Here is a 22,094-nt window from a genome sequence, read left to right as displayed (position 1 = left end):
ATAAACGAAGAAATCCCCTGACCATTTCACCTGGTCAGGGGATTTTTTATGCTCCCCCATCTGGACTCGAACCAGAAACCTGCCGATTAACAGTCGGCTGCTCTGCCAATTGAGCTATAGGGGATTGTCCTGGGTGGTTAGACTCAGGTGGTCTGCCTTGGCGGGCTGACCGAGATGAAACTTTAGCGCATCGTGTCGCGGGAACCCAAATCGGGGCGCTACCTGCGGACATGCGGCGTATAACGATGTGCTGTCGAACGGTGGCCGGATCGACAGGGGTGGGGCGGCTGGGGCAGGATGGAGCCCGCACACAGACGTGGGAGGAGCTCCAGGAGATGCTGCGGTTGATCATCGGCGTGGCGGCCGGTTATGTGCTGGGCACGAAGGCCGGTCGGGCACGCTACGAACAGATCACTGCGGCCTCGCGAGCGGTCGCGGGTAGTCCGGTGACGAGGAAGCTGGTGTCGGTGAGCCGACAGAAGCTGTCGGACAAGTTGAGCACGCAGCCGAAGCTCGAGCCGATGGAGCCGATCGACGAGCGCACCACGGTCTTGATTCCACACAACCAGCTGCGTCGCTGAACTGAGTTCCGTCGCGGTGTAGGGTCCGCTCGTTCTGTCGGCCCGCGCGGACGAGCGTCCGAACCGACGAATCCTCCTGACGCGCAGGCTCCGCGAAACTTCACCTCAGTCACACCGATATACGGGGGACCACCATGACCGATCCGCACCTGAACGCCGCCGGCGCCGCACCGGTGTCGTTGTTCAGCGCCCAGAATCTCGGCGACGCGAGCGCGGAGTCCGCCGAGCCGGTCCCCGGCAACCATCTGCCGACCTTCCTGGCCGCTGTCGAAGACCCGGACCAGAGCTGACGCTCGCTCTCGCCGCTTCCGGTAGTCGACGGCGAGAAAGCTCCCCGAAGTTCGGGGCGGATCGGAGCGCGTAGTACTTGCGCGAAAATTGGAGTAGCCGGGTACTCGTGTGGGTTCGGACACATCCTCGTACGTTCAGATCAGCCTGAAAATCTGCGGCTGACGTCGGCGTTTGGGACATCTGAGCCGCGCGAGTGTCGAGGAGTACGGATGTCTACCGCAATCACCACGCTGACATCGCCCAAAGGCCAACCACTGACTCTGATCGGCGACGCGAAGGTCTCACCGAACTCGGTGTACCCCCGCGTCGAACCGCCTGGCGGCGACGAACTCGGGCCTGTCCTCGAGATGTCGGACTATGAGCTCGCCGAAGCGCTGCGGCCGGTCATCTTCAACGAGGGTAAGGAATACACGGTCGACGCACCGACCACCTCGTTCGTCGAGCTGCTGCGGGCGGACGGTGAACGGCGCACATCGTCCTACACCGCGCTGCCGCGCTCCTCGTCCGAACAGGTCGATTCCTCGTCGCTGCACGCGTTTTCGGGAATCATCGGCTCGGACAACCGGGTCGTGCGTCGCGACAACACGGTGTATCCCATGAGCACGGTCGCCTACCTCGCCCTCGCGAGCGGGGGATATTCGGGGTCGGCGACGATGATCGGGCCGTCCACCGCCCTCACCGCCGCGCACGTGGTGCACAACGGGACGAGCTGGCTCCGGCTCCCCTCCGTCGCGCCCGGCACCGACCGCGAAGACCCCACGCCGATGCCCTTCGGCAGCCACGGCGGCTACAACGTGACGGTCCCCGGCGGCTGGATCAACAACGCGGGCGGCGACGCGCGGTTCGACTACGCCGTCATCGAATTCTCCGGATACGGCGACTTCCCCGGTCGCGCGTCGGGGTGGAAGGGCCTGTGGGTCGCGCCCGACAACGTCGTGACCGGCAACCGGATGCACCTCTACGGCCATCCGAGCGACAAGTTCCAACCCCAGATCTGGGGCAACGAGGGCAACGGCGTTCTCAACGGTCAGTACATCAACTTCTTCATGGACGCGTGGTACGGCGACAGCGGTTCGGGCCTCTACGTGTACGGCACCGACGGATGGCCCTACGTCGTAGGCGTGCTGCGCGGTGCCGCCGGCGCGATCGGCGACAACAGCAAGCCCAACTTCGGACGGCGGATGACCCGCGACGTCTACGACTTCATCGTCGCGTACTCGGCTCTGTAGGAAAGGAATCATCATGTCCGACACCATCTCTGCCGAATCGGTCGCCGACGTCGCCTACGAATTCGTTGTCCCCGTGGAGAAGCCGTTGCAGACCGACCTGACGGTGATGCCCGAACTGCTCGAGGTCGATCTGCTGGTGCGCGCGGCGGAGGCGCGCACCAAGTTCAACGTCGACGGATCCGGCATGACGGTCGCCGTCCTCGATACCGGGCTCCGTACCACGCACGTCGATTTCGCGGGCCGGGTTCGGGCAGGCCGGAACTTCACTGCCGACAACAACGGTTCGCCCACCGATCCGAGCGACGGACAGGGTCACGGCACCAACGTCGCGGGGATCATCTGTGCCGGCGGAGTGCACACCGGGATGGCGCCGCGCGCGAACATCGTGCCCGTCAAGGTCCTCGGCAACACCGGCGGCGGTAGCTTCGAGGCGATCCGTGACGCACTGCACTGGGTGCTGGCCAATCGGGCATCGTTGGGCATCTCCGCGGTGTGTATGTCGCTCGGCGCATCCGACAACAACACCTCGGACGCGGAGTTCGCCGGCGACGGCATCGGCGAGGTGATGCGGAGACTCACCGACGCCGGCGTCGCCTGCTGTGTCGCGGCGGGTAACGACTACTTCGCCCACAACAGTGGCCAAGGCATGAGCTACCCGGCGATCTTCCGCCAGACGATCAGTGTCGGCGCGGTCTACGACGCCGACGAGGGCTCGTTCAGCTACGGCTCCGGGGCGACCGCCCTTTCGACGGCGCCGGATCGGATCACCCCGTTCTCACAGCGCCTGCACTCGAGTGTGGGTGGCGCCTGCGCGACCGATATCTTCGCGCCCGGCGCCCCGACGACCTCGTCGGGGATCCGCAACGACAGCGGCGAGTCGATCCAGCACGGCACCAGTCAGGCCACGCCCGTGGTCGCCGGCGTCGTGCTGCTGGTTCAGCAATTCCATCTGCGGGTGGCCGGGACGTTGCCGTCGGTCGCCGATGTTCGCAAATGGCTGCTGGCGGGTGCTGTGCCGATCGTGGACGGCGACGACGAAAACGACAACGTCGTCCACACCGGACAGACGTTCAGCCGGATCAGCGCGTTCGGTGCGCTCACCGCCTGCGCGAAGGACGTGGCGCGCTCGGCGTTGGTCGAAGCGGGTATCGACCGTTCGCGGGTGTAGCTGCCATGAAGGCCAGGCTGTTCCTCAGCCATTCGAGCCGGGACAGCCGCGAAGCGGTCGCACTGCGGGCATGGCTGATCGAGGCGGAACCCGGTCTGGCGGGCGAGATCTTCCTCGATCTCGACCCGGACACCGGGATTCCGGCAGGCGTGCGCTGGAAGGACGCGTTGCGCCGGGCAGGCGACCGCTGCGAGGCGGTCATCTGCCTGCTGTCGGACAACTGGGACAGTTCTCATGAGTGCAAGGTCGAATACCGTCATGCCGAGACCCTGAACAAGCCGATCTTCACGGTCCGGCTCGAACCGCTGACCGGGCGCGACATGACCAGCGAGTGGCAGCGCTGCGACCTGTTCGGGGACGGACCGAAGACCACGATCTCGGTGAACGGGGAAAAGGTCGAGTTCCTGACCGAGGGGTTGCAGCGACTACGTCACGGTCTGCGGGCGGCCGGTATCGGCGCCGACACCTTCGGCTGGCCACCGCCCGGCGACCCGGGACGCGCACCCTACCGAGGGTGGGAACCGCTCGAATCGGTCGATGCCGCAGTATATTTCGGCCGCGACGCGCAGATCGGGCGAGCGATGGACACCGTGCGCGGCCTGCGTGGGCTCGGCGGCGGCCATCTGTTCGTTGTCCTCGGTCCCTCCGGCGTCGGCAAGTCGTCGTTCGTGCGCGCCGGGTTGCTGCCCCGGCTGGCCCGCGACGACCGCCACTTCCGCACCATGGACATCGTGCGGCCGCACCGCAGAGCGCTCACCGGCGACGCCGGATTCGCCCGGTCGATCCACGCGTTGCGCGTCGGCGTCGGGCTGCGCCGACCCTGCCTCACCGAGATCGAGGACGGCGTCCGTGACATCGAACAGGTGCGGGCCTGGCTGATCGAAGCGCAGCAGGCCGCGCGCGATCGCGTCCTGGACTCCGACGACGACCCGGCGCCGACACTGATTCTGCCGATCGACCAGGCCGAGGAGCTGTTCGGCCCCGAGGCGGGGGAGCAGGCGGGCGTGCTGCTCACTCTCCTCGGCGGACTGCTCGACCGCGAGCGTGGGATCGCGATGATCGCGGTCGCCACCATCCGCTCCGACCGCTACGAACCGCTCCAGACCGCACCCATGCTCGCGTCGGTCGCGGTGCGGCCGTTCGACGATCTGAAACCGATGCCGCAGGCCCAGTTCAAAGAGGTCATCGTCGGGCCCGCACGGCGGGCGAGAGAAGCCGGCGCGGCGTTGTCGTTCGCCCCGGACCTGGTGGAGCGTCTGCTCGACGACTGGTCGCGCGGCGCCGACACCCTGCCGCTGCTCTCGCTCACCCTCGCCCGGCTGTACCGGGACTACGGGGACGGGGAGATCACCCTCGCGAACTACGAATCCCTCGGCGGATTGCGGCGGGTGGTCCAGCGGGAGGTCGACGAGCTTCTCGACGCCGATCCCCAGGTCCGGGCGGGGCAGTTGGCGATCCTGCGGCGGGCTTTCGTGCCGTGGCTGGCGACGATCAATTCCGGCAACGACCAGCCGATGCGCCGCCCGGCCCGCTGGTTCGATCTGCCGCCGGAGAGCCATCCGCTGCTCGAGGAGTTCGTCGCACGCAGGCTGTTGGTCAAAGATGAGCGCGACGGCGCCGTGGTCGTCGAGGTCGCGTTGGAAAGCCTGCTGCGCCAATGGGACACCCTCGCCGACTGGCTGCGGGTGCAGGCTGCCGAGCTCGAGGCCGCCGACAACCTCGAGCGGGCCGCGCAGGCGTGGGAACAGAACGGGCGGCGCGAGGAATGGCTGCTGTCGGCGTCACGGCTCACCGATGCCGAATCACTGGCCACCGCACCGGGATTCCGCGAACGGCTCAACCCGGTCCGGGGATTGCTGCTGGCCTCACGGCAGGCCGAGGACGAGCGCCTCGCCGAGGAACGCCGGCACCGGGAGGACGAGTTGCGGGCCGCCAGGGAACGTCAGCAGGCAGCGGAAACGTTGGCGGCCACCGAGAGCCGGGCGAAGGAGGACGCGCAGCGCAGCGCCACGGCGTTGCGCCGGCGGTCGCGGATTCTGCGCGCGGCACTGGCGGTGACCATAATGGCAGCGCTGGTCGCGGGTTTGCTGTGGGTGCGCGCGGACCGGGCGCAGGAACGAGCCGTCGCCGAGAGCCGACGCGCGACAGTGCTGGCGTTGTCGGCGAATTCGCAGCTCATGCTCTCGGGCAGGTGGCCGGGCAAGAGCGACGACATCCTGGGTATGCAGATGGCGGTCGCCGCGTACCGTCTCGGCGAGGGGGACGGGCGGGAGTTCGCCCTGCTCAACGCAATTCACCAGCAAGGCAAAATCCGCAAGATCGCCCACATGGACGAGGCCGATGTCTCCAGCGTCAGCTACAGCCCGAACGGTGAACTCATCGCCACGACTCGTGGCAACACGATCCAGCTCCTCGACGCCACGACGTGGACCCCGATCGGCGCTCCGCTGTCCGGTCACGCGTCCGAAGTCACTCGCATCGCGTTCAGTCCGGACGGTGCCCGGCTGGTGTCCGCAGGTCGAGATCGAACTGTTCGGCTCTGGGATGTCGAGTCCCACAAGCAGATCGGGGCCGACATGCGCGGCCACACCGGTGTGGTCGTCGGCGTCGCGTTCAGCCCGGACGGCCGCACGATCGTGTCGGCGAGCTCGGACAAGACCGTCCGGCTCTGGGATGCCGACAGGCACGAGCAGGTCGTCGAGATGACCGGGCACACCATGCCGGTGACCTCGGTGGCGTTCGGTGGGGGTGGGCTGATCGCCTCGGGCGACGTCGGCGGCACCGTCTATCTGTGGGACGCCCGGACCGGACGGCCCGCGGGCGATCCGCTGACTGTGTACACCGGCAGCGCGGTGAACAGCCTTGCCTTCGACCGCACTGGCGACCGGCTGGTGGTCGCGGGATTCGATCTCCAGCAATGGGATACCAGAACTCGCAGGCCGATCGGGGAGCCGCTTCGTGGGCACACCGCGGCGGTGGAGCAGGTCGTTTACAGCCGCGACAGTACTCAGATCGCTTCGGCGGGCGATGACAAGAAGATCCGGCTGTGGGATTCTGCGACGGGCCGGCCGATCGGAGAGCCGCTGGAGGGTCACGAGCTCATCGTGTCCAGCGTCGCGCTGCATCCCGGCTCCGGTCGAATCCTTTCCGGGAGTATGGATTCCACCGTCCGAGAATGGGATGTGGGTGGTGGGCGAACCATCCACAACGGCGCCAGGGTGTTGGGCGCGGACGTGAGCCCGGACGGCCGCCATATCGTCACCGGCGGTGCGGACGGCACCGTTCGGCAGTGGGATACCGGCACCGGTGCGCAGGTAGGTCCCCTGATCCGAGGCGAAGAGGGCCTTTTCCAGCTCGCGGAATACACAGCAGAAGGCACACAGCTGGAGGCCGCCGGGTTCAGCCCCGAATCCCTCACCTGGACCGAAATCCGGTTCTGGGATGCCGCATCGGGCGCCGCGGTCGGGCCGCCGATCTCGCTGCCGCCCGAAACGGCTGTTTTCGCGCACGATCCTGGTCGGCGCAGGCTGGTGATCACCAGCGACGGCAATGCCCAGATTCGAGACATGGCGAGTATGCGGCCGATCGGATCCGAACTGCGACACGACGACGGCTCGGTGCAGATGGTGTCGATCGACAACGCCGGACGCCGCGTCGCCACCGGCGCGACCGACTACGCGGTGCGGTTGTGGGACGCGGACACCGGTCAGCCGGTCGGCGAGCCGATGGTCGGGAACGGGTGGGTCAAGAGCACCAGCTTCAGCCCGGACGGCCGCCTGCTCGCTGTCGGCTACGAAGACAAGACGATTCGCATCTGGAGCACCGACACCGGCCAGGAACTCGGCGCACCGATGGTGCAGGACGGCCCCGCCACCAGAGTCCAATTCTCTCGGGACGGCCGCACACTGGTCACCGTCGGTACCGATAACGTGTTGCGGCTGTGGGATGTGGGAACGCACCGCCAGATCGGACCCGCGCTGGTCGGTCACGGTGCCCCCGTCACCGCTGTCGATTTCCTGCCCGATGGTTCGGGGATCATGTCGGCGAGTGTCGACGAGACCATCCGGATGTGGCCCGTGCCGACCGCCTCGCCCGAGCAACTCTGCGCCAAGATGACGCACAACATGAGCCGGGAGATGTGGCGGACCTGGGTGTCTTCGGAGATCGACTACATCGAGCTGTGCCCGGGACTTCCGATCGCCGGCGAGGAGGAGTAGCCGATGTACGACGACGATCTGCTGAACACTCTCTGGCAGCGGCGAACTCGCTGGTCGGCCACCGCTACCCGGATGAAGCGCCGGTTGGATCGAGTGCGGCTCACCGTCCTGTTCCTCGGCAGCTGGGGTGCGATCGCCACGGCCTCGACCACGACGATCCTGCGCTCGGCCGGCACCGCGACCCGCGTCGTGGCGCTGTCGGGTGCGGTGGCGCTGGCGGTGGCGACGTTCCTCACCGCCCAGTACCTCACCGCGGAGTCGACCCGCCGCTGGACCCGGGCGCGGGCGGTCTCCGAAGGCATCAAGCAGAGAATTCTCACCTTCCGCGCCATCGGCGACGCACAACAGACCGAGCGATTGCAGGCCGAGATCGAAGGCATCGAGCAGGCCGCCGAAGACCTGCTGCCGCTGCTCGCACCCGGCGACGACGCCGTCCAGGCGCCGCGATCGATGCGGCCCGACGAGTACGTCCGCGATCGGGTACGGGCACAGATCGACGACTACTACCTGCCGACGGCCCGCTGCTACGGCGCCCGCGCGACCAGGTTGCGCCGCGCGGCCATCGGACTCGGCCTCGCGGCCACGATCGTCGCCGCGATCAACACCGGCGTCGGCGCGGAATCGTCGGGCCGGATCGCTCCGTGGGTCGCGGTCATGACCACGCTGAGCGGATCGTTGCTGGCCTACCTCGCGGGCAAGCGGTACGACTTCCTGGTGATGACCTATCTCGCCACCGCGGATCGCCTGCGACGGCGGCTCGATCGGTGGCGCGCCGACGGATCACCCACCGATCGGGTGCGGTGGGCGGAATTCGTCGCGGACTGCGAGAACACCTTCTCGATGGAGAACGCGAGCTGGATGGCGAAATGGAGCGAGCGCGCGGAGACCTGAACCCGTGCAGCCGAATCCGAGTTGCGGCAGGGGTGGCCCGTGCCGGATAACCTGAGCGCAGTCACGTGGGTGGTCGCGCGAAGGAGTGGTGATGGAGTTCGGGCCGGAGGCGATCCTTGCGGGATACCGCATCGAGCGCAGGCTCGGCGGCGGGGGAATGGGGACGGTGTATCTGGCCCGGCATCCTCGGCTGCCGCGCCGCGACGCCGTGAAGGTGCTCGATGTGCGGCTCGCGGTGGAGCCGACGTTTCGGGCCCGGTTCGAGCGTGAGGCCGATCTGGCCGCGCGGCTGCGTCATCCGAATGTCGTGCAGATCTTCGATCGGGGCGTCGACGGCGATCGGTTGTGGATCGCGATGCAGTTCGTGGACGGGCTCGACGCGGCACAGCTGCTGCGCCAGGGGCTGTCGGTGCTCACGCCCCAGCGGGCGGTACGCATTGTCGCCGAGGCGGCGAAGGGACTGGACTACGCGCATCGGCAGGGGTTGCTGCATCGCGATATCAAACCGGCGAACCTGCTGATCGCGCGTGCCGACGACGGTACCGACGAGGTGATGGTCACCGACTTCGGGATCGCTCGGAGCATGGGGGAGACGACGAGTCTCACCTCCGCGGGATCGGTGCTCGGCACGCTCGCGTACGCGGCGCCCGAACAGCTCGAGGGGCAACCGCTGGATGTGCGCACCGATGTGTACGCCCTCGGCGGCACCCTCTACGAGCTGCTCACCGGGTTCGTGCCGTTCCAGCGGGAGAGTCCGGCCGCGTTGATCAGCGCGCATCTGATCGAGCCGCCGCCGCGTCCGTCGGTCGGCAATCCGGGGCTGCCGCCTGCCCTGGACGGGGTGATCGCGCGGGCGATGGCGAAGAATCCGGGCGACCGGTACGCCAGCTGCGGTGAGCTCGCCGACGCCGCGGTCTCCGCTCTCACCGGCGCACCGGTGGTGGGGGATACCGCTGTGCTGCGGCGGGACACGCCGCGGGCTCCTGGCTGGTCGCGGACCAGGAAAGTCCTGCTCGGTGTCGGTGGCGCGGCGGTGGTGGCCGCGGTGACCGCGTTCGCCGTGCTGACCGCCCAGGACAGGGGTGCCTCCAACTCGCCCGCCACGCCGCAGGCCGCGCGGATCGGTGCCGTTCCGAACAGCCCGAAGGCGGCGGCGGTTCTGCGTCCTTGGCTCGACGATGTCCTCGCCGGTGACATGAGCGCCCTGATCCGCAAATGCTGGACCCAGTCGCCCGCCGAGATCCCCCGGATGTACGGCGACGTCCTGCCGATCATCGATGCGGTGCAGCGCCCGGGGGTGCTCGGCCAATTCGGGCCTTACTGGCAGAACGAGGACCTCGTGGTCAGCTTGCGCCCCAGCGAGTTGCGATCCGAATACGGCTGCCCGACCGTGAGCGAGCGATGGAAGACCGGCCTCACCGACGAGCAGGCTCGCTACACCGTCGAGCGCTACCTGAGCCGGGTGGTCGGCGATCCGGTGAACCCGGCCGACGTGGAACCGGACTATCCGCTGCTGTGCAACGGCGCGCAGGCGGGCACCGCCCTGTCCGGGGTGCGGCGATTCGAGGACACGGCACTCACGGTCCGCGGCTCGACAGGCTCGGTCGTAACCATCAACGCGCCGGTGAGCAGTGCGGACGGTGCGGCATCAGCGGTCGATCTCACCCTCGATCACGCCGCGAACGGCTACTGCATCTCCCGCATCGACCGGGCAGGCTGAGCTGGGGTTTCGAAAGCCCCGGCGGCAGGCGCAGCTCATCCGAAAAGGGTGATCCGTCCGGCTCGCCGCCGTGGCTACGGTGGAGGAACGTCCACGCTGAATCCAGTCAGGAGTTGCCGTGCCGAAGTTGGAGATCAAGAGGAAAACAGAGCTCTCCCGCAAAGAGGTAGGCGAGCGGCTCATCATGATCGGACGGGCCCTCGCCCACGGATCCGAAGTGGAACTGAAGACCGGTGACGACTCGATCGAGATCGTCGTCGCCGACCGCCTCCACTGGGAATTCGAGATCGAAGTCGACGGCGACGAGACCGAAATCGAAATAGAGATCAAGTGGCACGACGATCCGGCCGCCGAGACAGGGGCCGACGCGAAACCGGCACCGGCACCGGCACCGGCGACGAAAGCCGCACCGGCAAGGAAAGCGGCACCGAAACCGGCCAAGTCCACGCGCCGACCCCGGGCGCGCAAGACCACCGCCAAGTGAACCGGCTCCATGACCTCCCCGGACACCACCGGTAGCCGCGCTCGCCGCTGGTGGGCGCGGCTGGCGTTCGTCTGCGCCGCCGCGGCCGTGGTGGTGCCTGTGCTCGCCGCCGGAGTGCTCGGCGCCGTGGCGTTGCTGATCGTCGGCACCGGCGGTGTCGTGGTCGCCGTGGCGGCGCTCTACACGTTCATCACCCGGTTCGGAATCCTGCGGTGGATGGCACTGGCGGTGGCGCTGCTCGCACCGGTCATCGTGGTGGTCTCGTTCGTGCGGGCGAATCTGCTGTGGGTCGTCCTGGTGTCGGGTGCGCTCGCGCTGGTGACCATCGGCGCCGCCCGCATCGCCCTGCGCGGCAGCGGTGCGGAGACAACGATGCCCGAATACTCCGCTCCAGCACCGGAGCGCCCGTTCCTGATCATGAATCCGCGTTCCGGTGGCGGGAAGGTGTCGAAGTTCGACCTCGTGCGCAAAGCCGAGGAACTGGGCGCTCAGGTCGCTCTACTCGAAGGACCCGAGGAAATCGACGTCACCGCGCTGGCCCAGCGGGCGGTCGCCGACGGTGCGGATCTGCTCGGGGTCGCGGGCGGTGACGGGACTCAGGCCCTGGTCGCGGCGGTGGCGGTCGAACACGATCTGCCGTTCCTGGTGATCAGTGCCGGCACCCGCAATCACTTCGCCATGGATCTCGGACTCGATCGCGCCGATCCCACCCGCTCGCTCGACGCACTGCGCGACGGGGTGGAGTTGCGCGTCGATCTCGGCACCGTCAACGGACGGCCCTTCGTCAACAATGCCTCGTTCGGGGTCTACGCCGAGATCGTGCGCAGTCCGGCATACCGCGACGACAAGACCGCGACGGTGCTGGCGCTGCTTCCCGATCTGCTCAACGGACATCGGGGCCCGAGACTGGTCGCCCGGATCGGGGAACTCGTGGTGGACGGACCACAGGCGATCCTGGTGAGCAACAATCCCTACGGCAGCAATGATCTCGCGGGCCTGAGCCGTCGCGTCCGCCTCGATCGCGGTGTCCTCGGCGCGGTCACCCTGTCTGTCACCAGCACGAGGGAAGCGGTCGGGCTGCTGCGCCGCACCCGGCTTCGCGGCCTGTCGCAGGAAACGGCGATCGAGTTGATCGTCGACGCCGACACCCCCGAGATCCCGGCGGGCATCGACGGCGAATCCATGCTCCTCGGCACCCCGGTCCGGTGCACCATCCAACCTGCGGCTCTGCGCGTGCGAGTACCCAGAACCCGACCGGGAGTTCGTCCCGCTGCCGCGGCCTTCGACTGGGCACGACTGTGGCAGACGGCGCGCTGGGCTCGCTCCGGGTCATAGCTCTGCCGCCTGGTCGTCGAGCTGCCCGATCGGGCTCGAATGGTTCGCCGATCGGGGCGGCCGGTTGCGCCGCGCGTGGTCACAACCGTTGTCGCACTACCGATATCGGCGATTGCCCAAAGCGACGGGGGTGCGGGTCGTCGAGGCGCCGAAGGTGCGACTGCGCGAGATCCAGCGCCGGATCCTGCGTCGGATTCTCGCGGGCGTCCCCGCTAATCCGGCGTGTCACGGATTCGAGAAGGGTTGCAGCGCAGCAACTTTCGCCACTCCGCATGCCGGCTCCGCGCTCGTGATCAGACACGATCTTCGCGACTTCTTCCCGACGATCACGGTCGCGCGGTGTTCACGGCATGCGGTTATTCCCCGGCCGCACCCCGCGACCGCTACGACGCCGTCCTTGCCCTGCTGCACAACTGTGCGCGCACCGGTGCTTCCACGCCTAACATCGACGAGCACAACGACTTCCGCGCCCACGTGTACGGCCTGATCTCGTGGATCGGCGAGACCAGCCCGCACCGCCGCGACAAACTCCTCGCCATGGCCGATCGAGTCGACTGGACCAGCTGACTGCCAGGGCTAGTGGTCGACGAGGTCGTCGGCGGAAATCCGGGCGAGTTCTTCGGCGAGGGCGGCGACGGTGTCGCGGATCTGGTCTTCGGTGTGGCAGGAGGTGACGAAGAAGCGGAGCCGGGCCAGGTCTTCCGGCACGGCCGGATAGATGATCGGGTTGACGTTGATCGCGCGATGCAGCAGCGCGGTGGACAGTTTCAGCGTCTTCATCGAGTCGCCGACGATGCACGGGATGATCGGAGTGTCGTGGCTGTCGCCGGTGTTGATGCCCGCCTCGCGGGCAAGGCGAAGAAACAGTTCCGCATTGTGCCGAAGGCGGTCGAGCGGCGAGTGGTCGGCCCGCAACAGCCGCATCGCAGCCAAGGACGCGGCCGCGTTCATCGGTGTCATGCCGACGCTGTAGACGAAGCCCGGGGTGGTGTATTTCAGGAATTGGACCAGCTCCGCGCTGCCCGCCACATAGCCACCGCAGCCCGCGAGCGCCTTCGACATCGTGCCGGACCACAGCTCGACATCACGGCGGTCGACATCGAAGTATTCGCCGATGCCACCGCCGTTCTCGCCGAGCACGCCGACGCTGTGCGCCTCGTCGATCATCAGCAGGGCCTGGTGCTTCTTCTTGATCTCGATGATCGCGGGCAGATCGGGGATGTCACCGTCCTGGCTGTAGACGCCTTCGATGAGGATCAGGACCCGGCGGTACTGGTGCCGGATCTCGGTCAGCAACGCGTCGAGAGCGGCGTGGTCGTTGTGCGGGAACGGTCTGCGGGTCGCACCGGACAGCCGGCAGCCCTGCAGGATGGAGTCGTGCGCCAGGCTGTCGTGGATCACCAGATCCTCGGGGCCGACCAGATGGCCGATGATCGTCACGTTCGTCGAGTGACCGCCCACCAGCGCGATCGCGTCCTCGGTACCGAGCAGGGCGGCCAGTTCGGCCTCGAGTTCACGATGGATCGGCTTCTCGCCGGAGAGCAGGCGGCTGGCCGAGACCGAACTGCCGTAGCGGGCCACGGCGTCTTGCACGGCGGCGACGACGGCGGGGTGACCCGACATCCCCAGGTAGTTGTAGCTGGAGAAGTTGACCACCTCCGTGCCGCCGATGAACGAGGTGTCTCGGGTGACGCCGTCGTTGATCAGGAAGTAGGGGTTGGCCAGGCCCAGTGCTTCGCCGCCCGCGAGCCGGTCGGTGATGGCCCGCACCTCGGCGAAGTCGGAGATCCGGTATTCGGGGGCGACGCCCGCCTGCCTGGCTTCGGTTGCGGTGGAGGGGGTTTCGGATGTCTCGACCGACGTGTTCGGCGCGGCGGGCGGATCGGAGCGTCGACCGGTGAAGTGGGCGATGACATCGCCGAGCGTCGTTGTTCCCGTGACCAGGGCAGGGTCGACGGTCGTGCCGGGGATCTTGCGGGCCAGACCGGTGAACAGGTCGGTGAGCATGAGCGAGTCGAAGCCCAGGCTGTCGCCGAGTGTTCGGCTGTCCTCCAGCCGGTCGGCGGGAAATCCGCTCACCCTGGCCACTTCCGCGCGGACGATCGCGGCGGCGTCCGGGGCGTGATCGTGGCGCACGGAGCCGGAGCCGGAGCCGGTGTCGAGGGGTGTGCCGGGTGCCCGGCCGGGCGTCGCCAGCAGGCCTGCCAGTACCGCGTTCTGTTCACGGAAGAGCGCGATCAGTGAGTCCATCGTCGTTTCCTCGGTAGGTGCGGAGTGGGGTGCGGGTGCCGATGCGCCGGCTTCGCCGACTGTGGGTGGTTCCACCCAGAACCGGTGCGCGCCGGAGAACTCGTACACCGGCAGACGGTGACGGACGCGCTGCGCGGGTTCGTAGAGTTCGTTCCACACGGGGTCGAGACCGTCGCGGTAGAGCGCGGCAACGGTGGCAGCGAGGTCGTCGCCGGTCGCACCGGGGCCGGGACTCGGGGACAGGCAGCGCGCGCCGAGCCCGGGATCGACCCTGCGCACCGCCGCGGCGAGTACGCGCCGGGGGCCGACCTCGACGAGGTGCGTCGGGTCGGTGCCGAGCGCGGCGTGGACGGCGTCGCCGAAACGGACTGTGGCGCGGACGTGTTCGGTCCAGTATTCGGCGTCCATCACCTCCTCGGGATCGAGAAGCCTGCCGTGCACGGTCGAGTAGATCGGCAGGGCGGCGGCGCGGTAGGAGCAGGTACTGGCGATGGTGTCGAACTCGGCGAGCATCGGCGCCATCAGCGGACTGTGGAACGCGTGCGACACGGTGAGTGGCTTCGCGACCACCGACCGGGTGCGCAGCGCCGCGGCGATACGGTGCAGCGCCTCGGCGTCGCCGGAGAGGACGAGATCCTCCGGACCGTTGACAGCGGCGACCACAACGGCGGGTTCGCCGGTGAGCAGGTCGGCGATCCGTTCGGTGGCGGCGCGTACGGCCAGCATCGCGCCACCGGTCGGCAGTCGTTGCATCAGCCGTCCCCGGGCGGTGACCAGCTTGCAGGCGTCGTCGAGATCGAAGACACCCGCCACCGCCGCGGCCGCGAATTCGCCGATGCTGTGCCCGATCAGCCAGGCCGGTCGGATGCCGAGGTCGGCCAGCGTCTTGGCGATGGCGTATTCCATGGCGAAGATCGCCGGTTGCGCGAGGGCGGTGGGATCGAGGTCGGCGTCTTCGTCGAGCAGCAGATCTCGGATCGATCGGCCGAGATGGGGGGCCATGGCGGTGTCGACGAGTTCGAGTGCTCGCCGGAACCCCTGGCTCGTCTCGTGCAGAGTCCGCCCCATCCCGGGGAATTGCGAGCCCTGGCCGGTGAACATCCAGCCGGCGCGCACCGGCTGCGCGAGACCGTGGCGCCGGCTCGCGTCTTCGCCTGTGCCGTCATCGGGGCGCAACTGCGCGATTGCCTCGTCGCGGTGGCGGGCGACGACGGCGAGCCGGTGCCGACCCGACGACTTGACCTGATTGCTCGTCCAGCAGAACTGGGCGAAGTGGTCGTCGGTCACCGATGCCAACGCCTCCGACATTCGGATCGCGTTGCGTCGCAGTCCATCCTCGCTGTCCGACGACAGGGTGATCACCTTCGCTCCGGATGCCGTGGGCGTCTCGGAGGGTGCGGATGCCACGGGCGATGCGGTGGTGGCGCTCGCCAGCACCATGTGCACATTCGTACCGCCGAGCCCGAAGCTGCTCACCCCACCGTGCGCGCGTCCGTCGAGCGGCATCAGATCGTCGAGCAGGCGCAGGCCGTGCCGCGCCATCTGCAGGCGAGGGTTCTCCTGGTCGGCGAACCTCGATGGCGGGACCACACCGTGGTGCAGGCTGAGGACGGCTTTGATGAGTCCGGCCACGCCCGCGGCGCCCTCGGTGTGGCCGAGGTTGCCCTTGATCGACCCGATCCCGCAGGGCCGCGCCCGGTCGCTCCCGTGCAGCTTGCCGAGCGCCTTGACCTCGATCATGTCGCCGAGAACCGTTCCGGTGCCGTGTGCCTCGATGAAGTCGATGTCGTCGGGCCGTACGCCCGCTCGCCGGTAGGCCTCGCCGATCACCTTCTGTTGCGCCCATCGGTTCGGCGCGGTGATGCCGTTGCTGCGCCCGTCGGAGTTGACCGCGCTGCCTTTGATCACCGCGTATATCGGCAGCCCCGCGGCCTCGGCGTCCGCCAGGCGGCGCAGGACGAGCACCGCCACGCCTTCACCGCGCACGATCCCGTCGGCGTTGCCGCTGAACGGTTTACACCGCGCGTCCGGCGCCGACAGACCCGCCTGGGTGTAGAACACGCCGACGGCCGGGGTCAGCACGAGATTGACGCCCCCCGCGACGGCTTGGTCGCAATCGCCCGCCGCCAGGGCGTTGCACGCGAGATGGACCGCGACCAGTGACGACGAGCACGCCGTGTCGACCGCGATGCTCGGCCCTTCGAGGTCGAACTGGTAGGACAGCCGATTCGCGGTCATGAAGTAGCCGTTGCCGGATCCGTGCTGCGGCGTGATCGCGGCGTAGTCGCTCATCTGCAGGTTGGCCCACTCGTTGGCCATCACGCCGACATAGACCCCGGTCCGTGAGCCCGCCTGTGCCCGGGGGTCGAGGGTGGCGTCCTCGAAGGCTCGCCAGGTGGCCTGCAACAGCAGTCGTTGTTGCGGGTCCATCGACTCGGCCTCGTGTGCGGTGATGCCGAAGAATTCGGCGTCGAACGCGTCGGCGTCGTCGATGAATCCGCCGCTGCGGGTGTTGATGGTGCCGGGCGCGCCCGCCGGGTCGTGGAAGTCGTCGGCGTTCCAGCGGCTCGACGGGACTTCGGAGATCGCGTCGCGGCCCTCGATCAGCAACTGCCACAACCGCGCCGGGTCGGCGGCGCGCGGGAAGCGGCAGTCGAGGCCGACGACAGCGATATCGGTCATGCCGCGACGGCGATTTCGGCGGTGAGGTAGGTGGCGATGGCCGCGATGGTGGGGTATTCGAAGACCAGGGTCGGGTCGATGTCGAGCATCCACCGGTCTTCGATCTCGCCGCACAGGGCCACTGCCGACACCGAGTCCATGCCGAGTTCGGCGAGCGGGATCGTCGGGTCCACCTGGTGCGGTGCGCGTTCGGTGTAGTCGGCGACGCGCTCGATGAGCCAGTCCTGGGTCGTCGTGGCGTGAGTGGTGATGGTGGCGAACATGTTTCGGCTCCTCAGTGGGTGGCGGTCGAGGATCGGCTCAGGGCCGGTTCGAGGTCTTCGTGCAGGACGGTCGAGATGCTGTTGTCGACGAAGGCCTCGCGCATCGAGGCCCGTTGGACTTTGCCGCTGGTGGTGCGGTGCACGGAGCGGCTCTCGATGAGGACGACGCTCGGTGCGGGGACATCGAAACCGCGGGCGACCGCGATCTTGATCGTCGAGGTCAGCTCGGCGAGGGTGGTACCGCGCAGCAGCGCTGTCTTGATGCCCTGCACGACGACGAGCCGTTCCCGGGCGCCTGCTTCGACGGAGACGGCCACGCCGGTGGTGAGCGCGGGATGCAACGCCTCCACCAGTTCCTCGACATCCTGCGGGTAGAGGTTTCGGCCGTTGATGATCAGCAGGTCCTTGAGCCGCCCGGTGACGAACAGTTCGCCGTCGCGCAACATTCCGAGGTCGCCGGTGCGCAGGAAGGGCCCTTCGTCGCCGAGATGCGCGTCGAAGGTGTGCCGGGTCTCCTCGGGCCGATTCCAATAGCCGGCTGCCACGCTGTCGCCGCGAACCCAGATCTCGCCGACGGTGTCGTCGGTGACCTGCTGCCCGGTGTGCGGGTCGACGATGCGGACGGTGAGACCGCGCGCCGGTTGTCCGCAACCGACCAGCATGCTGTCGGGCCCTTCGGTGACGACGGGCTGTGCATCGACCGGCCCGGAAGTGACGAGCAGCGTCGCCTCGGCCAGGCCGTAGGCGGGCAGCAGTGCGGTCGGTCGCCACCCCGCGGGTGCGAACCGTTCGCGCATCGCGGTGATGGTGCGTTCGCGGACCGGCTCGGCGCCGCACAACGCCACCTCGAGGGAGGACAGGTCGAGGGTGGCCAATTGTTCGTCGGTGACGCGCTTGGCGATCAGTTCATAGGCGAAGTTCGGGGCGGCGGTGCAGGTGGCGCGGTACTTGTCGATCGCCTGCAGCCAGCGCACGGGACGCTTGAGGAAGGTGGTGGGCGACATGAACACCAGATTCGCGCCGACGTAGATCGAGGCGAGCAGCGAGCCGATCAGGCCCATGTCGTGAAATTGCGGGATCCAGGTGACGCCGGTCGAGGTGTCGTCGCTCCCGATCGCGGCGGAGATCGCGGCTTCGTTGTGCAGGAGGTTGCCATGGGTGACGACGACACCCTTGGGTGTGCCGGTCGAGCCGGACGTGTACTGCAGGAACGCGATGGTCCCGGTGTCGATGTCGGGCAGGCGCCACGCGTCGGGGTCGCCGAGCTGTTCGTCGGTGGCCACCACGGCCGCGGTGGTGGCCGCGGCGACCATCGGCTGGAAGTTGGCGGTGGTGAGAACCAGGCGGGCGCCGGAGTCGGCGATGATGCCCGCTACGCGCCGGGTGCTGCGCTCGTCGTGCGGCAGGGGCGCGGGCACTGCGATGACGCCGGCGTAGAGGCAGCCGAGGAAGGCTCGCAGGAAAGCCATACCGTCGTGGTAGAGCAGAACGACGGGTTCCGTCGATTCCGGGCGATCGGCCAGCCACGCGGCGAGCGCCCTGGCATCGCGATCGAGATCGCGGTAGGTGACGACCTCCTCGACGAGCTCGCGCCCCGCCTCACGCAGGTAGATGTAGGAGCGGGTCTCGCCGTAGACGCGAACCTGCTGCCTGACGTGGTGCACGTAGCTGGGCTGCATGTGGCCTTTCCTTCACAGGGGAGAAAGTCATAGGGGGTGACTATGACTATCCGCTCTCTGTGGCGGTCCGGATAGTGCCCGCAGGTATCACCCAGCGAACCCGGGGGTGGCCGCTGTCCACCCCTGGGTGTGGGCCACCGCGGCCTCGGTGCGATCGCGCGTGAACAACTCAGATGACGATGACCCGGCGTCCGCGTGAGTGACCGGCCTGGCTGTCGATGTGCGCCGCGGCGGCGTCGGCCAGCGAGTACGACTTCTCGACCGGGATACGCAGTGTGCCCTGTGAGATGAGGGCGGCGGCCTCGGCGAGCGCGTCCGGCACGCTCCCGGCCACGCCGGAGAATCGGACCCCGAGCGCCGGCGCACCGAGATCGGCGATGGTGAGCACCCGCTGTGGATCCCCGGTCAGCTCGACCAGCTCGCCGATCACCCCCGAGCCCGCCAGATCGAGGGCCGCGTCGACCGACCCGAACCGGCGCACCCGTTCGACCCACCCCTCGCCGTACGTCGTGGGGAGGGCGCCGAGGCTCCGGAGATAGTCCTGGTTCGCGGCCCCCGCGGTGCCGATCACCGTGATGCCACGCTCGCGCGCGATCTGCAGCACCGCCGATCCGACACCCCCGGACGCGCCGCTGACCAGCAGCGTCTGCCCGGCCTGCACACCGACCTCGCCGATGACGCGCAGCGCGGTCTCCACCACGGACGGATACCCGGCGGCTTCCTCGAACGTCAGGCTTTCCGGCATGCGGGCCCAGGCCGTCAGCACGGCGAACTCGGCGTAGGTGCTCGAGCCTTCGCCGAACACCGGGTCGCCGACCTCGACTCCGTCGACGCCCGCGCCGACCTCGTCCACCACCCCGGCCGCGTCCAGCCCGACACCGGCGGGCAAGGCGATCGGATGAGCCCCGAGCACCTGGCCTTCGCGCAGCCGCCAGTCCACCGGGTTGACGCCCGCCGCGCGCACCGCGATGCGAATCCGGCCGGGGCCCGCATGGGGCTCCTCGGCATCGATGAGTTGCAGGACGTCCGGACCGCCGAACTCGGCGAAGCTCACTTTTTTCATGCCTCGAACGTAACACTAACGGTTAGTATTTTGAAACGGATATGAGTTCATAACTGATACAGATTCCTAACTGGTAGCCTCCTGGCATGACCGTGCCTACCGGACGTCGTGAACGCAAAAAGGCCGCGACCCGCCAGAAGATCGCCGATACCGCCCTGCGGCTCTTCCTGGAACGCGGGTACGACGAGGTGGGCATCCGCGACGTCGCCGCTGAGGCCGACGTGGCCGTCACGACACTGTTCGCCCACTTCGCCGCCAAAGAGGCCCTGGTGTTCGAGCGGGATGAAGACTTCGAACAGGGACTCGTACGGGCGGTCACCGACCGTGCGGCTCACGAACCGCTCATCCCCGCGCTGCGGCGCGAAATCCATTCGATGGTGCGACATTGCTCGGCGGACAGCGCCGCCCCGATCTGGCGCATGATCGACGAATCCCCCGCGTTGCGCAGGTACGGGGAGTCGATGCGGGTGCGCCATGCGCAGGCGCTGGCAGCGGCCATCGCTGCCGATCCCGCGCTGGCGCGGACCGCGACGGAGAGCGCGGCGATCGCGAGGTTCGTGATCGACGCCTATGCGCTGGGCCGGGAGGCCGCCGATCCGGAAACCGCGGTAGACGAGATCTTCCGGATGATCGAGGCGGCCTGGGAGATCACCGGCCCCGGGGCTTCGGTGTAGCCGGCGCGGGAAAGAGCGGGCGGCCGCGGGCGGAGATGCCCGCGGCCGCCCGGATCGCACGCTTACCCGACGGCGGCCGGGGCGAACGTCGAGCGTTCGAAGCGGCCCGCGGGGGCGAACTTCGCCAGCAGTTCGGCCGCGTCCGTGCCGGTGACCTCGGTGATGTAGGCGGCGGCGTCGGCGGGGGAATCGATCGGCAGGAACGGCTGCGGACGGTGCAGCAGGCCGACCAACGCCGAAGCGAACTTCGGGTTCACGGCGGCGGTGGCGAAGAACTGGCCGCCGATGTCGCCGAATTCGGGGTCGCTGAGGAACAGGCGGGTCACCTTGGCGGCGGCGTCGCTGCGGGCGGCGAGGAACGCGGCGTACTGGTCGGTGATCCACTGTTCGTCGAACGGTCCGTCGTGTACGGCGGCGGCCGCGACCAGGCGCTGCGCCTGGATCAGCCCGCTCTGCGCGCCTTGGCCCGCGACCGGGTCGTAGGCGACCGCGGTGTCACCGAGAGCGGCGACCGGATGGCCGCCCGCGGTGCGTCCCACCCCGACCCGCACGACCGGCCGGACCGCGCCCTTGAGCCAGGAGTGCGGGTCCTCGGGAATCACCTGGGTGGCCTGCACTTCCGGCAGATCCCAGTCGATGTAGTCGCGGTAGAGGTCCTTCACGATCTGCAACGCCGATTCGGCGGAATCGGCTGCGGCGAAACGGGTTTCCCAGTCGCTGCCCGGTCGGGCCCAACCCAGGAACGCCCAGCTCGGGCCCGCGTCCTTGTGCAGGTACGGACCCCACCACGCCTCGCCCTGCTCGGCGAGAATGGAGAACAGGCTGTGCGCGCCGCCCGCGGGGCTACGGTGCGCGAAGACCCCGGGGTCGAAGTCGAGGCCGGTGACGGTGACCGTGAGCAGCGAGCGCTGCGGCTTGTCGTAGACAGTGCGTTCCTCGTCGATCGGGAACAGGTCGGCCAGCCCGCCGCGGCCGGTCGCGACCAGGGTGAGGTCGTTGGCGGCGGCGATGGCGTCGAGGGATTCGGGGGTGACCGGTCCGACGACGAAATCCCCGCCGCGTTCGAGGAAGGCTGTGAGGCGCTCATCGGCCTTGAGCCGGGTGTCGACGGCGACGCCGACATAACCGTCGAAGGTGCCGTCGAAGGCGATCAGCTCGGCATTCTCGGGTCCGGCGATGCGCACGCTGAGCCCGGTGTGGCGGGGCGCGCGCCCGGTGTAACTGTCGAGCCCGAGCGCCGCCTCGGCCTGCTGGGTCTCGCCGAATTCGAGGGCGGTGCCGGTGGCGGGGACGTCGTCACGGAGTGAGCGTTGATCTCGGTCGCTGTAGAGGGTCACGGTGAAACCGGCGTCGAGTAGACCTAGCGCCGCAGTGACGCCGGTTTGGCCGGCGCCGATTACCGCGGCCGAACGAGGGGAACGGGAAACGGGTGTCTGCGATGTCATACCGGAATGGTGCGCTCACCTTCGCCCGATGATGAGTGTTGCGATCAGCGGGAATCGATCCGAATACTGTGCACCCCAACGGATATGGACATGAGCGCACGCCGATCGCGCCAGGGCGAGTG

At 68.4% G+C, this 22,094-nt stretch carries 16 protein-coding genes and 1 tRNA gene; 11 read left to right on the top strand and 6 right to left on the bottom strand.

The genetic code is table 11. The features are described from left to right. Positions 1–51 precede the first annotated feature (51 nt). Positions 52–124 (bottom strand) — tRNA-Asn (locus tag ACWF99_RS31075). A gap of 211 nt (positions 125–335) precedes the next feature. Here ACWF99_RS31075 and ACWF99_RS31070 point away from each other — a divergent pair. The 10 genes from ACWF99_RS31070 to ACWF99_RS31025 all read left to right on the top strand — a co-directional run bounded on the left by ACWF99_RS31070 (position 336) and on the right by ACWF99_RS31025 (position 12,483). After that, a complete protein-coding gene (locus ACWF99_RS31070; RefSeq protein ID WP_056821808.1) occupies positions 336–581 on the top strand; it encodes a hypothetical protein in 246 nt (81 codons plus the stop codon). A 134-nt stretch (positions 582–715) separates the two neighbouring features. Beyond that, positions 716–871, top strand: coding sequence for a hypothetical protein (locus ACWF99_RS31065; protein WP_378637621.1), 156 nt, complete (start codon positions 716–718; stop codon positions 869–871). Positions 872–1,081: 210 nt separating this feature from the next. Beyond that, entirely contained in the window at positions 1,082–2,101 is a 1,020-nt protein-coding gene (locus ACWF99_RS31060) for a trypsin-like serine peptidase (RefSeq protein WP_378637623.1), read from the top strand. A gap of 13 nt (positions 2,102–2,114) precedes the next feature. Next, complete coding sequence (locus tag ACWF99_RS31055) at positions 2,115–3,269, top strand: S8 family peptidase (protein ID WP_378637626.1); 1,155 nt, start codon at positions 2,115–2,117, stop codon at positions 3,267–3,269. 5 nt (positions 3,270–3,274) lie between these two features. After that, entirely contained in the window at positions 3,275–7,486 is a 4,212-nt protein-coding gene (locus ACWF99_RS31050) for an nSTAND1 domain-containing NTPase (RefSeq protein WP_452538122.1), read from the top strand. A 3-nt stretch (positions 7,487–7,489) separates the two neighbouring features. Beyond that, positions 7,490–8,377, top strand: a complete 888-nt coding sequence (locus ACWF99_RS31045) for a DUF4231 domain-containing protein (RefSeq protein WP_378637631.1) — start codon at positions 7,490–7,492, stop codon at positions 8,375–8,377. A 91-nt stretch (positions 8,378–8,468) separates the two neighbouring features. Beyond that, positions 8,469–10,097, top strand: coding sequence for a serine/threonine-protein kinase (locus tag ACWF99_RS31040; RefSeq protein WP_452538121.1), 1,629 nt, complete (start codon positions 8,469–8,471; stop codon positions 10,095–10,097). A gap of 118 nt (positions 10,098–10,215) precedes the next feature. Further along, positions 10,216–10,581 (top strand): amphi-Trp domain-containing protein, encoded by a 366-nt coding sequence (locus tag ACWF99_RS31035; RefSeq protein WP_452538120.1) that lies wholly within the window; start codon positions 10,216–10,218, stop codon positions 10,579–10,581. Between the two features lie 9 nt (positions 10,582–10,590). Continuing rightward, positions 10,591–11,916: a diacylglycerol/lipid kinase family protein gene (locus ACWF99_RS31030; protein WP_452538119.1), complete on the top strand. Its 1,326-nt coding sequence runs from the start codon at positions 10,591–10,593 to the stop codon at positions 11,914–11,916. Positions 11,917–12,255: 339 nt separating this feature from the next. Beyond that, positions 12,256–12,483: a hypothetical protein gene (locus tag ACWF99_RS31025; protein WP_378637640.1), complete on the top strand. Its 228-nt coding sequence runs from the start codon at positions 12,256–12,258 to the stop codon at positions 12,481–12,483. A gap of 9 nt (positions 12,484–12,492) precedes the next feature. Here the strand turns inward: ACWF99_RS31025 and ACWF99_RS31020 are convergent, their stop codons facing one another. The 4 genes from ACWF99_RS31020 to ACWF99_RS31005 form a co-directional block, all read right to left on the bottom strand. Then, positions 12,493–16,848: a type I polyketide synthase gene (locus ACWF99_RS31020; RefSeq protein ID WP_452538118.1), complete on the bottom strand. Its 4,356-nt coding sequence runs from the start codon at positions 16,846–16,848 to the stop codon at positions 12,493–12,495. Beyond that, entirely contained in the window at positions 16,845–17,111 is a 267-nt protein-coding gene (locus tag ACWF99_RS31015) for an acyl carrier protein (protein ID WP_101469269.1), read from the bottom strand. Before ACWF99_RS31015 ends, ACWF99_RS31020 begins: the two co-directional genes overlap by 4 nt. Before the next feature lie 11 nt (positions 17,112–17,122). After that, entirely contained in the window at positions 17,123–18,790 is a 1,668-nt protein-coding gene (locus ACWF99_RS31010; RefSeq protein WP_379312705.1) for a fatty acyl-AMP ligase, read from the bottom strand. 169 nt (positions 18,791–18,959) lie between these two features. Then, positions 18,960–19,853, bottom strand: a complete 894-nt coding sequence (locus ACWF99_RS31005) for an NADP-dependent oxidoreductase (RefSeq protein ID WP_452538117.1) — start codon at positions 19,851–19,853, stop codon at positions 18,960–18,962. A gap of 86 nt (positions 19,854–19,939) precedes the next feature. Here ACWF99_RS31005 and ACWF99_RS31000 point away from each other — a divergent pair, with 86 nt between their 5' ends. After that, positions 19,940–20,527 (top strand): TetR/AcrR family transcriptional regulator, encoded by a 588-nt coding sequence (locus tag ACWF99_RS31000; protein ID WP_378637649.1) that lies wholly within the window; start codon positions 19,940–19,942, stop codon positions 20,525–20,527. Positions 20,528–20,589: 62 nt separating this feature from the next. Here the strand turns inward: ACWF99_RS31000 and ACWF99_RS30995 are convergent, their stop codons facing one another. Beyond that, on the bottom strand, positions 20,590–21,972 hold the full coding sequence (locus ACWF99_RS30995; RefSeq protein WP_452538116.1) for a styrene monooxygenase/indole monooxygenase family protein: 1,383 nt from the start codon (positions 21,970–21,972) through the stop codon (positions 20,590–20,592). Positions 21,973–22,094: the final 122 nt, after the last annotated feature.

Source organism: Nocardia sp. NPDC055002, from assembly GCF_053608825.1.
The sequence above is the reverse complement of the archived record's forward strand: the minus strand, read 5'-3'. Positions and strand labels throughout refer to the sequence as shown.

Excerpts from the sequence above, each read along its gene's own strand:
- ACWF99_RS31070 (WP_056821808.1), top strand. The coding sequence starts at position 336 with ATGCTGCGGTTGATCATCGGCGTGGCGGCCGGTTATGTGCTGGGCACG.
- ACWF99_RS31065 (WP_378637621.1), top strand. The coding sequence starts at position 716 with ATGACCGATCCGCACCTGAACGCCGCCGGCGCCGCACCGGTGTCGTTG.
- ACWF99_RS31060 (WP_378637623.1), top strand. The coding sequence starts at position 1,082 with ATGTCTACCGCAATCACCACGCTGACATCGCCCAAAGGCCAACCACTG.
- ACWF99_RS31055 (WP_378637626.1), top strand. The coding sequence starts at position 2,115 with ATGTCCGACACCATCTCTGCCGAATCGGTCGCCGACGTCGCCTACGAA.
- ACWF99_RS31050 (WP_452538122.1), top strand. The coding sequence starts at position 3,275 with ATGAAGGCCAGGCTGTTCCTCAGCCATTCGAGCCGGGACAGCCGCGAA.
- ACWF99_RS31045 (WP_378637631.1), top strand. The coding sequence starts at position 7,490 with ATGTACGACGACGATCTGCTGAACACTCTCTGGCAGCGGCGAACTCGC.
- ACWF99_RS31040 (WP_452538121.1), top strand. The coding sequence starts at position 8,469 with ATGGAGTTCGGGCCGGAGGCGATCCTTGCGGGATACCGCATCGAGCGC.
- ACWF99_RS31030 (WP_452538119.1), top strand. The coding sequence starts at position 10,591 with ATGACCTCCCCGGACACCACCGGTAGCCGCGCTCGCCGCTGGTGGGCG.
- ACWF99_RS31020 (WP_452538118.1), bottom strand. The coding sequence starts at position 16,848 with ATGACCGATATCGCTGTCGTCGGCCTCGACTGCCGCTTCCCGCGCGCC.
- ACWF99_RS31015 (WP_101469269.1), bottom strand. The coding sequence starts at position 17,111 with ATGTTCGCCACCATCACCACTCACGCCACGACGACCCAGGACTGGCTC.
- ACWF99_RS31010 (WP_379312705.1), bottom strand. The coding sequence starts at position 18,790 with ATGCAGCCCAGCTACGTGCACCACGTCAGGCAGCAGGTTCGCGTCTAC.
- ACWF99_RS31005 (WP_452538117.1), bottom strand. The coding sequence starts at position 19,853 with ATGAAAAAAGTGAGCTTCGCCGAGTTCGGCGGTCCGGACGTCCTGCAA.
- ACWF99_RS31000 (WP_378637649.1), top strand. The coding sequence starts at position 19,940 with ATGACCGTGCCTACCGGACGTCGTGAACGCAAAAAGGCCGCGACCCGC.
- ACWF99_RS30995 (WP_452538116.1), bottom strand. The coding sequence starts at position 21,972 with ATGACATCGCAGACACCCGTTTCCCGTTCCCCTCGTTCGGCCGCGGTA.